At 32.3% G+C, this 14,587-nt stretch carries 12 protein-coding genes and 16 tRNA genes; 3 read left to right on the forward strand and 25 right to left on the reverse strand.

Annotation, left to right across the window (positions count from 1 at the left end; genetic code table 11):
- Positions 1–424: 424 nt before the first annotated feature.
- Positions 425–511 (forward strand) — tRNA-Leu (locus BO51_RS09105).
- A gap of 50 nt (positions 512–561) precedes the next feature.
- On the opposite strand, the gene mltG is transcribed toward BO51_RS09105, so the two are convergent.
- The 10 genes from mltG to BO51_RS09155 form a co-directional block, all read right to left on the reverse strand.
- Positions 562–1,566: an endolytic transglycosylase MltG gene (mltG, locus tag BO51_RS09110; RefSeq protein ID WP_496486020.1), complete on the reverse strand. Its 1,005-nt coding sequence runs from the start codon at positions 1,564–1,566 to the stop codon at positions 562–564.
- 10 nt (positions 1,567–1,576) lie between these two features.
- Positions 1,577–2,569 (reverse strand): lipoate--protein ligase, encoded by a 993-nt coding sequence (lplA, locus tag BO51_RS09115; protein ID WP_496486022.1) that lies wholly within the window; start codon positions 2,567–2,569, stop codon positions 1,577–1,579.
- A gap of 10 nt (positions 2,570–2,579) precedes the next feature.
- On the reverse strand, positions 2,580–4,208 hold the full coding sequence (locus BO51_RS09120) for an MBL fold metallo-hydrolase (protein WP_496486024.1): 1,629 nt from the start codon (positions 4,206–4,208) through the stop codon (positions 2,580–2,582).
- Positions 4,209–4,316: 108 nt separating this feature from the next.
- On the reverse strand, positions 4,317–5,366 hold the full coding sequence (locus tag BO51_RS09125; RefSeq protein ID WP_496486026.1) for an ABC transporter substrate-binding protein: 1,050 nt from the start codon (positions 5,364–5,366) through the stop codon (positions 4,317–4,319).
- The gene (locus BO51_RS09130; RefSeq protein WP_496486028.1) at positions 5,356–6,141 is read right to left on the reverse strand and encodes an ABC transporter permease; all 786 of its coding nucleotides are present in this window, start codon (positions 6,139–6,141) and stop codon (positions 5,356–5,358) included. Before BO51_RS09130 ends, BO51_RS09125 begins: the two co-directional genes overlap by 11 nt.
- Positions 6,138–6,977, reverse strand: a complete 840-nt coding sequence (locus BO51_RS09135) for an ABC transporter permease (protein ID WP_496486030.1) — start codon at positions 6,975–6,977, stop codon at positions 6,138–6,140. The genes BO51_RS09130 and BO51_RS09135 overlap by 4 nt, the downstream gene beginning before the upstream one ends.
- A complete protein-coding gene (potA, locus tag BO51_RS09140; RefSeq protein ID WP_496486032.1) occupies positions 6,978–8,021 on the reverse strand; it encodes a spermidine/putrescine ABC transporter ATP-binding protein in 1,044 nt (347 codons plus the stop codon).
- Positions 8,022–8,033: 12 nt separating this feature from the next.
- The gene (locus BO51_RS09145) at positions 8,034–8,573 is read right to left on the reverse strand and encodes a helix-turn-helix domain-containing protein (RefSeq protein WP_496486033.1); all 540 of its coding nucleotides are present in this window, start codon (positions 8,571–8,573) and stop codon (positions 8,034–8,036) included.
- Between the two features lie 150 nt (positions 8,574–8,723).
- The gene (thiI, locus tag BO51_RS09150; protein WP_496486035.1) at positions 8,724–9,893 is read right to left on the reverse strand and encodes a tRNA uracil 4-sulfurtransferase ThiI; all 1,170 of its coding nucleotides are present in this window, start codon (positions 9,891–9,893) and stop codon (positions 8,724–8,726) included.
- Between the two features lie 4 nt (positions 9,894–9,897).
- Entirely contained in the window at positions 9,898–11,052 is a 1,155-nt protein-coding gene (locus BO51_RS09155) for a cysteine desulfurase family protein (protein WP_496486037.1), read from the reverse strand.
- A gap of 146 nt (positions 11,053–11,198) precedes the next feature.
- Between BO51_RS09155 and BO51_RS09160 the strand changes: the two genes are divergently transcribed.
- Positions 11,199–12,182, forward strand: coding sequence for an asparaginase (locus BO51_RS09160; protein WP_496486039.1), 984 nt, complete (start codon positions 11,199–11,201; stop codon positions 12,180–12,182).
- Between the two features lie 30 nt (positions 12,183–12,212).
- Positions 12,213–13,205, forward strand: coding sequence for a ribonuclease H-like domain-containing protein (locus tag BO51_RS09165; RefSeq protein ID WP_496486041.1), 993 nt, complete (start codon positions 12,213–12,215; stop codon positions 13,203–13,205).
- A 37-nt stretch (positions 13,206–13,242) separates the two neighbouring features.
- On the opposite strand, the gene BO51_RS09170 is transcribed toward BO51_RS09165, so the two are convergent.
- The 15 genes from BO51_RS09170 to BO51_RS09240 form a co-directional block, all read right to left on the reverse strand.
- Positions 13,243–13,319, reverse strand: a tRNA-Ile gene (locus BO51_RS09170).
- A 10-nt stretch (positions 13,320–13,329) separates the two neighbouring features.
- Positions 13,330–13,404 (reverse strand) — tRNA-Trp (locus tag BO51_RS09175).
- 14 nt (positions 13,405–13,418) lie between these two features.
- A tRNA-Phe gene (locus tag BO51_RS09180) sits at positions 13,419–13,494 on the reverse strand.
- 18 nt (positions 13,495–13,512) lie between these two features.
- Positions 13,513–13,589 (reverse strand) — tRNA-Ile (locus BO51_RS09185).
- A 10-nt stretch (positions 13,590–13,599) separates the two neighbouring features.
- Positions 13,600–13,691, reverse strand: a tRNA-Ser gene (locus BO51_RS09190).
- A gap of 3 nt (positions 13,692–13,694) precedes the next feature.
- A tRNA-Ser gene (locus tag BO51_RS09195) sits at positions 13,695–13,785 on the reverse strand.
- Between the two features lies 1 nt (position 13,786).
- Positions 13,787–13,862 (reverse strand) — tRNA-Lys (locus BO51_RS09200).
- 12 nt (positions 13,863–13,874) lie between these two features.
- Positions 13,875–13,952, reverse strand: a tRNA-Gln gene (locus BO51_RS09205).
- Between the two features lie 6 nt (positions 13,953–13,958).
- A tRNA-Arg gene (locus tag BO51_RS09210) sits at positions 13,959–14,035 on the reverse strand.
- Positions 14,036–14,050: 15 nt separating this feature from the next.
- Positions 14,051–14,124, reverse strand: a tRNA-Gly gene (locus tag BO51_RS09215).
- Positions 14,125–14,146: 22 nt separating this feature from the next.
- Positions 14,147–14,232: transfer RNA gene (locus BO51_RS09220), tRNA-Tyr, on the reverse strand.
- A gap of 8 nt (positions 14,233–14,240) precedes the next feature.
- Positions 14,241–14,316 (reverse strand) — tRNA-Thr (locus tag BO51_RS09225).
- A 6-nt stretch (positions 14,317–14,322) separates the two neighbouring features.
- Positions 14,323–14,399: transfer RNA gene (locus BO51_RS09230), tRNA-Asp, on the reverse strand.
- Positions 14,400–14,412: 13 nt separating this feature from the next.
- Positions 14,413–14,488: transfer RNA gene (locus BO51_RS09235), tRNA-Val, on the reverse strand.
- Between the two features lie 23 nt (positions 14,489–14,511).
- Positions 14,512–14,586: transfer RNA gene (locus BO51_RS09240), tRNA-Glu, on the reverse strand.
- Position 14,587: the final 1 nt, after the last annotated feature.

The following is a 14,587-nucleotide window of genomic DNA, read 5'->3' on the forward strand; positions in this document are numbered from 1 at the left end:
GCATTAGGTGCTGTAATGAGAAAATTAGTAAATATTATATTCGCCGTCATGAGAGACAAAAAGCCTTTTGAGCTAAGAACCCCAGAAGAGCATGAGGAACTACTTCTTACTAGGTCTTCAGTAGCCTAATGATCTGTATTTAATGTTTAGTTTTCAAAGAACAATTTTAAATAACAGCTTCGTTTTTTAAACCAATAATCATTGGTTTATTAGGTGTGCATTTTTTTATTATTAATTTTTCAAAAAATATTTAATATTATTTTGCTAAAATCTATTGACTTTAATTAGCTGGTCTCTTTCAAATAACTATAGTATATCATTATTTATATAATTAGGTAAATAATATATCAATTGATTATATCAGGTAAAAATATTAGTTGATTTTTGAATTATTATGTGTTATCATTATTTTTGTGTTAATCATGCCGAAGTGATGGAATTGGCAGACGTACTGGACTCAAAATCCAGCGGTGGCAACACCGTGCGGGTTCGACTCCCGCCTTCGGCACCAAAAAACCCACTCTCATTTACCAATTATGGTTTATGACAGTGGGTTATTATTTATTTCATATTCCTATACTTTTCTACATTTTTCATATGCTCTTCGTACGTTTTTGCGAATACATGACCATTTTCACCCATTACATAGTAATAGTATTCATGTTCTTCAGGATAAAGCGCCGCCTTAATTGATTTTAATCCAGGTGAAGCAATTGGCCCTGGAGGAAGTCCCTTATTCAAATAGGTATTATATGGATTTGGCTCCAATAAATCATTTTTAGTTAGTACGCTTGTGTGTTCTTTGCCCTTACCTTTTCCATATATAACAGATGCATCGATTTGAAGAGGCATTCCTATCTTAATCCTATTGTATATGACACCACTTATCTTTGCCCTTTCTTCGTCATTATATGCTTCTCTCTCGATCAATGAAGCTATTGTCAATATCTCATGTTTAGTTTTATCAATTTTGATTCTTTGATCTTCCATTTCTTGTGTCCACTTGTCATTTAAAGTTCCTACCAGCAATGCTACAATGTCCTTTGCATTCTGATTTTTACTAAAAAAATAAGTGTCTGGGAAAAGATAGCCTTCTAAGCTAAAATACATATCTTTATTATCCACTTCTTTTGATATATTCTCGTCAAAATAGTTTTCAGTTGCGGTTATAAATTCATCTTTATCCACTAACCCATTATCTTCTAACTTTGTAGCAAATTGATATAAGGTAAAACCCTCTGGGAAAGTTACTTTAATAGTGTTACTTCCATTTCCCACAGTTAACACTTTATAAATGTCCTCAAATTCCATATTTTGAGTGATTTTGTACTCTCCGGTTTTTATATTTGTTCCAATTGATTTTCCTTTATAGTAGAAATAAGTTTTACTCCTAATTGCACCTACTTCATACAATTTATTAGCTATATCTTTTAAATTGTCTCCTTGCTCAACTTCAATTACTACTTCTTCCTTATTAATTGTATGAGACAAATATCTAGGCAAAACTACTAAACCAATTAATATAATAATCGCGACAATAATTAAAGCTATTATTTTTTTTCTCATATAGGTCCTCTTAATTAAATAATAATTCTAAAAAATCATCTGTACTTATATTCCCAAGATAATCCGAAATTTCAATTTCTGATATTGTTTTTGCAATTTTGCTTTTTTCGTATTGATTGTTCTTTAATAATTCTTCTAATTCCGAGACATCTTTTGTTGCAAAAAAATCGCCATATATTTTCACGTTTGTAATTATTCCAGATTTTATTTCTAGTCTAATGTCTATTGAACCTGATGGATATCTTTTATAATTCTTCCAATTAAAATCAGGCGACTGCCCATAATTCCATTCCCAAGTATTGTATTTATTTTTACATAATCTATCAATATTCTCAAGATGTTCATCTGATAATTTGTATTCTTCAAAAGGCTCATTTAGATAGTCAAATATATATTTGAGCAATATTTCTTTAAATTCCATAATATCAATATTTTTTTTCATATATGGTTTAATGTTTGTTACCCTTGATTTAACTGATTTAACACCTTTAGATTCTATTTTGTCTTGCTTTACATTTAGTGCTTGTGATAGCACACTTAAATCTGTATCATAAAGTATTGTCCCATGATTTAAGACTTTTCTTTTATGCAAAGATTGTGCAATTCCTGATATTTTCTTTCCTTCAACAGTCAAATCATTTCTTCCAGATAGTTCTGCGTTTATCCCAAATTTTTCTAAAGCTTTCACAATTGGAATATTTATAACAGAAAAATCTATTTTTTCTTTACCTTCCACGTTTTTTATTATTGAAAAATTCAAATTCCCAAAGTCATGGTACACTGCTCCTCCTCCTGTAACTCTCCTGACTACTTTAATATCTTTTTCTAAAACGAAATGTTGATTTATTTCTTCAATTGTATTTTGGTTTTTACCTACTATTATTGCAGGACTATTTATCCACAAAAAAACACATTCTTCATTCTCTGGCAAATTTTTGAATAAATATTCTTCAAACGCCAAATTATAATAAGGATTGTTTGATAAATTAGTTACAAATTTCATATTTCCTCCTCTATTTTCCTAATAATATATTTATTTCTAATAAAGCATTCTTTATTTCTGTTACTTTATTTTTTAGTATATCATAACTCTTTCTTAATATTTTATCATTTTTATTTTCTTCTATCAGAAGTTTTAAGTTCTTAATTTCATCTTCCAACAATTCAATTTCGTTCAAAATATCAAATCTTTCATTCAGTATATTTATATCCAAGTCACTAATTTGAGATGTAAAGCCGTCTTTTATTATAAAGCCATCTCCAAAATTTGGTATAATTGATTCAATCCCAAAATCGTATAGAAGCTCTCTTGATAAACTATTTGCAGCATCAACTTCTCCATGAACCACAAAAGCTTTTTTAGGTTTTTTTTCAAAATGAGATAACCATTCTCTTATATGGAGTATGTCTGCATGTGCGGAAAATCCTTGTAAGTTATATACTTCTAACCCTACTATTATCTCTTCACCTAATAGCTTAACTTTTTTCACCCCATCGAGTATTAATCTACCTAAAGTTCCTTCAGCTTGATACCCAACAAAAACTAAACTATTTTGAGGATTCCAAAGATTATGTTTTAGATGATGTCTAATTCTCCCTGCGTTTGCCATTCCACTGGCTGAAATAATGACCTTAGGATACTGAGCTTTATTTAAATTCATCGACTCTTCCTGGCTCTGTACATATCTTAAGTTATCAAACGCAAAAGGGTTGTCCCCTGATAAAATCAATTTCTTAGCATCTTCATCAAAGTATATAGCATTTTCCTGAAATATTCTCGTTGCCTCAATTGCCATTGGGCTGTCTATATATATTGGTATTTTTTTGTATTCTTCAGTATTTGTGTATTCATAGTACTTGTTCAATTCATAGATAAGTTCTTGAGTTCTGCCTACAGCAAAAGAAGGTATGAGAACAGTTCCTCCTCTTAATGCAGTTCTTTCAATTATATCGATCAATTTGTCCATACTGTCAGAATAGTTCTCATGTATTCTGTTTCCATAAGTTGACTCAATTATTAAATAATCAGCATCAGCAATATACTCCGGATTTCTTATTATTGGTCTCCCAGGCATGCCTAAATCTCCTGAATATACTATCTTTATGTTGTTGCCATCTTCATTTATCCATAGTTCAAGAATTGCAGAACCCAAGATATGTCCTGCATCCCTAAAGATCAATTTTATATCATCATTTAACTTTATCTCTTGATCATAATCATAAGTTTTAAAATAGGAGATAGAATGCTGCGCTTCTTGTATTGTATACAGTGGTTTCTTTAATTCTTCCCCGGCCCTTTTTCTTCTATTGTTTTCCCAAACGGCGTCAGATTCTTGAATATGCGCACTATCTTTAAGCATGATTTCACATAACTGCATTGTTGGTTTTGTAGATATTATCTTGCCTTTGAACCCTTCGTTTACAAGTTTTGGAATCCTGCCGCTATGGTCTATATGAGCATGTGTTAAAATTAGATAATCTATTTTTTGAGGATCATATGGAAATTGGGCGAAATTAAAATCCTCGATTTCTTTTTCTCCTTGAAACATGCCACAGTCCAGTAATAAATTATACTTTTTTGTAGATATGAGGATATTTGAACCAGTTACAAATTTTGTAGCTCCAAAAAATTTTATTTCCATAATCTCACCTCTGCTTAATTTTATTAATTTATACCCATAAAAATACTTCCTAAATATTGGTCATATCATACAGACCTTTTTAATTTAGGAAGTATAAAAATATTAGATTTACATGGAGCTAAAAATCTCTGTCCAGATTCTATCATACTCTTGCAGCATGTCAGATGGATCCTTAAAAATTTCTGTATTCTCTAGTTCACTAAAGTCAGGATATGCAACTTTGTTGTTCTTTAATTCATCGCTCAGCAACTCAATAGCCTTTGGCAATGGTGAAGAATAGCCAATATATTCTGCATTTTTTGCAGCTATATCTGGTCTTAGCATAAAATTGATAAACTCATGTGCTAATTCTACATTTTTAGCATCTTTTGGTATAACCATAGCATCAAACCACAAATTTGTTCCTTCTTCAGGAAGCACATATACTAAATTTGGATTTTCTCTCATCATAGCTACAGCGTCACCGGACCATACAACTCCTATAGCAGCTTCCTCACTAATAATTGAATCTTTTATTTCATCTCCTTGGTATGCATATACCAATGGTCTTTGCTTAATTAACTCATTTTTGGCTTCTTCTAGTTCGTCAATATTTCTTGTATTCATAGAATAATGGAGTTTTTTCAAGGCTACAGCTAAAGTATCTCTTTGGCTATTGAGCATGATTATCTCACCCTTAAATTCTTCATCCCATAAATCTGCCCACTTAGTCAACGGTCTATTAACTAAATTCTTGTTATATATTATCCCAACAGTGCCCCACATGTAAGGAACTGAATATTGGTTATCTGGATCATAATCTAAATTCATAAATCTTTCGTCTACATTCTCTATATTTTGTATTTTGTTAATGTCTATTTTTTGAATGAGATTCTCTTTAATCATTCTTTCAATCATATAGTCTGATGGGAAAATAACATCATAGCTACTTCCGCCTTGTTTGATTTTTACATATAAATCTTCATTGGTTGCAAAAGTATCATATACTACTTTAACATTGTATTCTTCCTCAAAAATGTCCAATACCTCTGGATCTATATAGTCACCCCAGTTGTATATGTTTATTGTAGGTCTATCATCAGAACAACCAGAAATTGTGAAGATTGAAAATACAATAAATAAAGATAATAAAATGCTTTTTGTAAATTTAGTTTTCAATTGTTTGTGCCTCCTCTTTATTACTTCTTTTATAAATTATTAATAATAATACCATAAGTGTTAAAAACATGAGTGTAGATAAAGCATTAATTACAGGATTAATCCCTCTTCTAGCCATGGAATATATCATTATGCTCAAATTCGAAACCCCTTTTCCTGCAGTGAAAAAACTAATTACAAAATCATCAATAGACAAAGTAAAAGCCAACAATGCTCCCGTCACAATCCCAGGCATTATCTGGGGAATTATTACTTTCCTTATTGCATAAAAAGGTGTAGCTCCAAGATCTAGTGCTGCTTCTGCAAGATGCTTATTCATTTGTTTTAATTTAGGCAATACAGATAATATTACGTAAGGAGTACAAAATGTTATATGAGCTAATATAATAGTAACTATGCCTAATTCCAGCTTTGCCATTTTGAACAATACCATGAATGATACAGCTGTTACTATATCAGGGTTTAATACTGGTAGATAGTTTAAATTTAATGCGAATTTTTTTGTAAAACCTCGCATATCATATATTCCAATAGCTGCAAAAGTTCCCATTATAGTAGAAAATAATGATGAAACAATTGCAATAATCAATGTATAATATAAAGATCTTAAGATCTCTTTATTGCTAAATAATTGTATATACCATTTTATGGTAAACCCGTCCCAATTTCCTCTAGATTTTGAATTGTTAAATGAGAAAACAATCAATACAACTATAGGGGTATATAAAAATATAAAAATCAGCGCTGTGTAAATCCTGCTTATATTCTTTCTCACCACAGTCCACCCCCGTCTCCTTCTTTTCCTTTGTCAAATTTAGATGTCAGTGCCATGGATATTAATATAAATACCATCAAAATTATGGACATTGCTGACCCAAAATGCCAATCCCCAGTATATCTAAATTGTTGCTCGATGAGATTACCTATTAAATAAGTTTTATTGCCTCCTAATAAACTCGATATAACAAATGTACTAACTGCTGGTATGAAAACCATAGTAATGCCTGAAATCACCCCAGGTAGACTCAGTGGAAAAGTGACTTTCATAAATGTTTTAAATTTATTAGCTCCTAAATCCCACGACGCTTCAATTAAGCTATTATCCATCTTAGTTAAAACAGAAAATATAGGTAGTACCATAAATGGTAAAAAATTATAAACCATACCCAATAGAACTGCTAAATCGTTATATAATAAATCTAGAGGTTTAAAACCTAATCTTGTTATAAAAAAATTAATAATGCCGTTTTTCCCCAATAGTGTAAGCCATGCATAAGTCCTAAGTAAAAAATTCATCCACATGGGAATAACAAATAACAGTATCAATACATTTCTGTACTGTATTTTTTCTTTGCTTATTATGTATGCAACTGGATATCCTAATAATAAACAAATAATAGTTGAAATCAATGCTAATTGGATTGACTTATTAAGGACCTCTAAATACATTGGCGTAAAGAATCTCTTAAAATTTTCTAAGCTAAAACTAAATGAAGAAATACTTTGGCTATCTCCAGTTGTAAAAGCAAAATAAACTACCATAAGCAACGGAATAGCTATAAAAATTGCCATCCAAACTAGATAAAAGTACCCATGCTTATTTAATTTCATTTATTTCTCCTTTCTCATGACATGTATATTATCTGGTACTATTCTCAAACCAACATAACTTCCAACATCTTTCATTAGAGTTGAATGTACTTTCCAAGTATAATCATCAGTTTGTACTTCCATCTCATAATGAACCCCTTTAAATAATACACTTTTAACTATACCCATTAATTGTGCTTTATCAGATTCAACAATTTCAACATCTTCAGGTCTTATTACAACATCAACTTCTTCTTCCTTATTGAATCCTCTGTCTACACATATAAAGTCCTTTCCCAAAAACCAAACTTTGAAATCTTGCTCCATTATTCCATCTAAAATATTACTTTCACCTATGAATTGTGCAACAAATCGATTTTGAGGTTCGTTGTAAATATCTATTGGTGTTCCTATCTGCTGTATTCTACCCTTATCCATGACCACAACAGTGTCTGACATCGTCAAAGCTTCTTCTTGATCATGAGTAACATAAACAAAAGTTATGCCTACACTTTGCTGCATTTTCTTTAATTCAACTTGCATTTCCTTTCTAAGCTTTAAATCCAATGCTCCTAATGGTTCATCTAAAAGCAGTACTTTTGGTTCATTAACTAAAGCCCTTGCAATAGCAATTCGCTGCTGTTGTCCTCCACTTAAAGATTCAATATTTCGCTTTTCAAAACCTGATAAATTCACAAGTTCTAGCATTCGCGTTACTTTTTGCTTAATTTCTTCATTGCTTTTCTTCTTTATCTTTAAACCAAATGCAATGTTTTCATATACATTTAAATGTGGAAATAATGCATATCTTTGAAAAACAGTATTTATTTGTCTTAAATATGGTGGTAAATCCGTAATGTCATTTCCTTCAAAAATTACTTTTCCTTCTGTAGGGGTTTCAAATCCTCCTATAATTCTCAATGTAGTTGTTTTACCACAGCCACTTGGCCCAAGAAGAGTCAAGAATTCATTTTGTCTTATATATAAATTTATATTATCTAATACCAAATCCTCTCCAAATTTCTTTGATAAATTAATTAAATCGATAGTATGAACTTTTGACATTTTTTCACCTCGCTAAAAATTAGGTGGAGTGCTAATCCACAAAAAAGAAGCACCAGTATTATATTCATTCGAAATATAATGATATCTATTCGCTTTATAGTAAAAGCTTTCGCCTTTTTTAACTTTGTATTTTTCATTACCTATATACAAAGTTATGTTTCCTTTTAAAACATATCCAAATTCTTCACCTTCATGAGGATAGTCCTCTTTAGTCTTTCCTCCTGGCAGCAAATCAACTTTAATTGGCTCCATTAAGTTCTTCTGCGAATTTGGAACTATCCAGCTTAATACATACCGTAGTTCATCATTTTCAGTCTCAAAAATATCTTCTTTATGAAAAACAATCTTCTCTTCTACTTCTTCACTGAAAAAATCTTTTAAATTAGTGCCTAAACATTCCAATATATCTATTAGTGTAGATATCGAAGGTGAAGTTAAATCTCTTTCTAACTGAGATATGAAGCCCTTTGTAAGTTCACATCTGTCCGCAAGTTCTTCTTGTGTCAGATTATTCCTAACTCTAAGCTCTTTTATTTTTTCTCCAATATTCATGATTTCCTCCATTGTATATGCCATTAAACAAAAAGTTTATATTTACTAAACACGTACTAGTTTAGTATAAGTTACAACATCAATCATGTCAATATTTATATGAATTTTTGTTTTAAATTAAAATAAAACAGAACACCAAGGGGTTCTGTTCTATTTAATATAGTGTATTTTTTTATTCTCTAATGCCTCATCTATAAGAGATTCTATATCTAGACTTTTTTCAGCATCTAAAATATCTTTTAGTTTAGGTCTTGTCAACGGGTGCTTTGGCAAAAATACTGTACAGCAATCCTCATATGGCAGAATTGAAGTCTCATAAGTTTCAATTTCTACTGCCATTTTTACAATATCCGTTTTATCAAATCCTATGAGTGGCCTTAGGATTGTGGTATCTACAGCTTTCTCTATGACATTTATACTTTCAATAGTTTGACTTGCTACTTGCCCTAGATTTTCACCAGTAATTAAACAATCATACTCGTTATCTTGTGCAATTCTTTCTCCTATTCTCATCATGAATCTTCTTGAGAGAATAGTCATTTGATCTTCAGGACAATTTTCATTTATTGCCTTTTGTATGTTTAATAAATTGACGCTAAATACTCTGAGTGGGCCTGTATAAATAGATAATTCTTCTGCTAATTTAATAACTTTCTCTTCAGCTCTTTGAGAAGTAAAAGGGTATGAGTGAAAGTGAAGGCAATCAATCTCCACTCCTCGTTTTGCCATCATATACCCAGCAACAGGGCTGTCAATTCCTCCAGACAAAAGCAACAGACCTTTTCCATTAGTCCCAATAGGTAAACCTCCTCTGGATTTAAACTTTTCAATATAAATATAAGCATTCTCCTTTATATCTATATACACATTAATCATAGGTGAAACTACATCTACTTTAACATTATTAATATTATCTAATATTGCAGCTCCAACTATTCTTGAAATTTCAGGGGATATTAAAGGATATCTCTTATCGGATCTGGTTGTGTTGACTTTAAATGTCACAATGCCATTTTCATCTTTTACCTTCTCGTTTAACAAACAAATACTTGCTTTTTTTATGTCCTCAAGTTCAGTAGATGTTCTTATACAAGGACTTACATAAATTATCCCAAATATCTTGGTTAGTCTGTTTATTGCTATTTCCTCTTCATTTTCAACCCCTTCTATATAAATTTTACCTTGTTCTTTATATATTTTAAAATCGCCTAATCCTTTTAAAACTCTTTTTATATTATCTATTAGCTTGTTTTCAAAATATTTTCTATTCAAGCCTTTTAAAACAACTTCTCCCAAACTAATACTTATTACTCTATCCAACTTATCATCTCCTAATAATATTTCGTATATATCTAACGCAATTATTTATTTCTTCTAATACATATTCAATGTCATCATCAACATTTTCATAGGAAAAACAAAGTCTTATTGTTCCTTCTATTAGATTATCATCTAGCCCTATTGCTTTTAAAACATGACTCTTTTTATTTGATTTTGAAGAACACGCTGATCCAGTTGATACATATATATCTTTGTCTTCTAACATGTGAAGTAAAACCTCTCCTCTGACATCTTTAAAAGATACACTGAGTATATAGCTTGATCCTGTCTCGTCAAGTGGAGAATTTATTTTTATATCACTGATATTTTCTAAAAAATATTTTGCAAATTTAGTTTTAATAATCTCAACTTCAGATTTCTCTATAAATAAATTATTTCTTGCTATCTCTACTGCTTTACTAAATCCAGTGATTGCTGGGATATTTTCAGTACCAGATCTAAGCGATTTTTCCTGATTTCCACCAAAAATAATCGGCTCAATTCTCGCCTTTTCTCTTAAAAAAAGTCCACCTATCCCCTTAGGTCCATGGATTTTATGAGCGCTAAAAGAAAAACTGTCCATTCCCATTTCATTAACAGATATATTTAGTTTGCCAAATGATTGAACCCCGTCTACATGAAAATGAATGTTAGGATTTTTATATCTTATTATATGATTAATTTTCTTTATATCTTGTATAACACCTATCTCATTATTAATATGAATTATTGATACGAGTATGGTTTCCTCTTTAATACTTTCTTCAAGTTCTAATAGATCAATTCTTCCATATTCATCATTGGATAAATAAGTTACTTCATATCCCTTCTTCTCATATGCTTTTATGACATTTAGAACTGATGGATGCTCCAATTTTGAAGTGATTATATGTTTTCCGCTTCTTTTTTTTGCCTTTATTGCGCCCTGGAGAGCAATGTTATTGCTCTCAGTACCACCAGATGTAAAATAAATTTCAGTAGGCTTACAATGAAGAAAATCTGAAATCTCTTCTCTAGCGCTGTTTAATTTTTTCTCTGCACTTAATCCTAGTTTGTGCAATGAAGAGGGATTGCCAAATTCATATAACATACAATTGTTAATAGCTTCAATTACTTCTCTTCTAGGTTTTGTGGTTGAACAATTATCCAAATATATCATCTTTACACCTCTTATAATTAAATCATAACTATATTATACATTAGTACAAACTACATATAAACTATTTTATGTATTTGCTTGCTTAGATATTGTGTTTAGGAAAATACTGTGATACGATTTTGTTATTACAAAATGGAGGTTTACAAATGAAAAAAAAGATAGCGATTATTTTTACTGGTGGTACCATTGCAATGAAAATAGACCCCGATATTCATGCAGCAATCCCTGCATTAAATGCTGATGAAATCATAGGTACTATCAAGAATATAGAAGACATGGCAGAGATAGAAATCATCAATTTCTCAAATTTGCCAAGTCCACATATTGATCTTGATATTTTAATGGATCTTTTCTACTTAGTTAAATCTAAAACTGACGATGAAAACACAGATGCTGTAATAATAACACATGGGACTGATACTTTAGAGGAAACTGCGTATTTGCTAGATTTATTGTTGAATACAAAAAAACCAGTAATTATTGTTGGAGCTATGAGAAATTTTTCAGAATTAGGTTACGATGGTTCAAGCAATCTTTCTGCAGCCATTTGTACAGCACTTTCCCCTAACTCAATAGATAAAGGTGTTTTAGTTGTCATGAACAACGAAATAAATGCTGCAAGCGAAGTTACAAAAACCAATACACTTTCACTAGATACATTTAAATCACCTGAATTTGGACCTTTAGGAATAGTTGATAATGATGAAGCCCTTTATTATAGAAATATAATACAGAGACAACACATAGAAACTAATAAAATTGAGAAAAAAGTAGGTTTGTTAAAATGTTATGCAGGAATGGATGCAGGTATAATTGAATATTACATAAATAACAATTACAAAGGTCTTATAATCGAAGCATTGGGTAGAGGCAACGTACCCCCAAATCTTGTACCAGGTATAAAACGCGCTTTAGCCGATGGTATGGTTATTGGTTTAGTCTCCAGATGCAATACTGGAAGAGTACTTTACACATATGGGTATGAAGGAGGAGGAAAACATTTAAAAGATTTAGGTGTCATCTTTGGTGGAAATTTACCTGGACAAAAAGCCAGGATAAAACTATGTGTAATTCTTGGGTTTACAGAAGACAAAGAAGAAATAAGAAATCTATTTGAAGCAAATTTATAATGTTAATAATTGTTCTTTAGGTGAAAATTTATGAAAATAATAACAGAAAATATATCTTATCTAGAAAGCAATATTGATGAGTTTATAAATAATGATTTATCTTTCTTAGATATTGAAACTACGGGATTAAACAGCAAATATTCATATGTATATCTAATTGGTGTTATAAATTTTGATTCTAATACTAATAGTTACAAAATGATCCAATACTTTGCAGAAGACATAAATGAAGAGGCTTTAATTTTAAAAGCATTTATTGATGATTATAATCCGAATTCTATTGTCATGACTTACAATGGTGATACTTTTGATATTCCATTTTTAAAAAATAGAATGCAAAAGCATAATATTACATTCGAGTTTGTAAATACTAGAGACATCTATAAAGATATATTGAAAAACAAAATATACTTAGATTTAGATAATTATAAACTCAAAACTATTGAGAAATTCTTAGGCATTGAAAGGAATGATGTTTATACAGGTCTAGATTGCATTCAATTTTACAAAGATTATCTTAAAACCCAATCAGAAGATTTGTTATATAAAATTCTTAAACACAACTATGATGATATTTATTATTTGCCAAAAATCTTGAAAATATACGATATAATTAATAATTTAAAGAGTTTTAACGTAGATTTTGAGAAAATTAATTACATGTTTTTAATCGATCATATTTCAAACTATGAAAGTACGATAGCCGTTACAGGAAATTACAGTCCATTTCTTGATATAGAAATCAATCTTTATCTACCAAATGGCACCGTTTTATTGAGTAAAACTGGATCTTTTAATATTGATTTCTATGTTAATAAAGCACTAAACGAAAAAGATCAGTTAATAACTTTTGTATATGCAAGTGATATTCATCTAATAGCTCAAAGTGTTAACTCTTTTATGCCTTCACTAAATAGTATCATAGATGTTTGTATTGACAAGAATTTTGTACTTGATAATATTAAATTCATCCTAAAAAACATAGTCTGTTTTGCTATGGATCAGATAATAAGTAAAGAATAAAATAAAAAGAACTGTTTAAAAAACAGTTCTTTTTTTATGGTGGGCCTTCAGGGACTCGAACCCCGGACCTGCCGGTTATGAGCCGGACGCTCTAACCAACTGAGCTAAAGGCCCTCGCTAAATTTGGCAGGGGTGGCAGGATTTGAACCCACGACATTCGGTTTTGGAGACCGACGTTCTGCCGCTGAACTACACCCCTAGCTAAATAAAAAATGGTGCCCAGAGCCGGAATCGAACCAGCGACACGTGGATTTTCAGTCCACTGCTCTACCGACTGAGCTATCTGGGCAAAAAGCAGATATGTAATTGGTGGGCCTTCAGGGACTCGAACCCCGGACCTGCCGGTTATGAGCCGGACGCTCTAACCAACTGAGCTAAAGGCCCTTAAAGAATGTGGCGGAGAAGGAGGGATTTGAACCCTCGCGCCCCTTATCGGGACCTACTCCCTTAGCAGGGGAGCCTCTTCAGCCACTTGAGTACTTCTCCTTTTGGCGGAGAGAGTGGGATTCGAACCCACGTGGGCCGCAAAGCCCAAACGGTTTTCAAGACCGCCCCGTTATGACCACTTCGGTACCTCTCCATGGTGATCCATCCGCGACTCGAACGCGGGACACCCTGATTAAAAGTCAGGTGCTCTGCCGACTGAGCTAATGGATCAAATTTAAAAAGTGGCTGGGGTGGCAGGACTCGAACCTGCGAAAATGCTAGAGTCAAAGTCTAGTGCCTTACCGGCTTGGCTACACCCCAACATAATGGTGCACCTAGGAGGATTCGAACCCCCGGCACACGGATTAGAAGTCCGTTGCTCTATCCTACTGAGCTATAGGTGCACGTTATTGATTCTATGGAGCGGGTGAAGGGAATCGAACCCTCGCAACCAGCTTGGAAGGCTGGGGCTCTACCACTGAGCTACACCCGCATATTAAGTAATTTACTTTTATTGGTGGAGGAGACTGGATTCGAACCAGTGAAAGCTGAGCTAACGGATTTACAGTCCGTCCCCTTTGGCCAACTCGGGAACTCCTCCTAAATCTTTGGAGCTGGCGAGAGGACTTGAACCCCCAACCTACTGATTACAAGTCAGTTGCTCTACCAATTGAGCTACGCCAGCGTGTTTTGGCGACCTGGAAGGGACTCGAACCCTCGACCTCCAGCGTGACAGGCTGGCATTCTAACCAGCTGAACTACCAGGCCACTGAATTTATTATGGTGGGCACAATAGGGCTCGAACCTATGACCCCCTGCTTGTAAGGCAGATGCTCTCCCAACTGAGCTATGCGCCCATAATCATTCTTTATATGAAATTTGGTGACCCTACCGGGATTCGAACCCGGGTTACCGCCGTGAAAGGGCGATGTCTTAACCGCTTGACCATAGGGCCA

The sequence above is a fragment of the Soehngenia saccharolytica DSM 12858 genome, assembly GCF_059568515.1.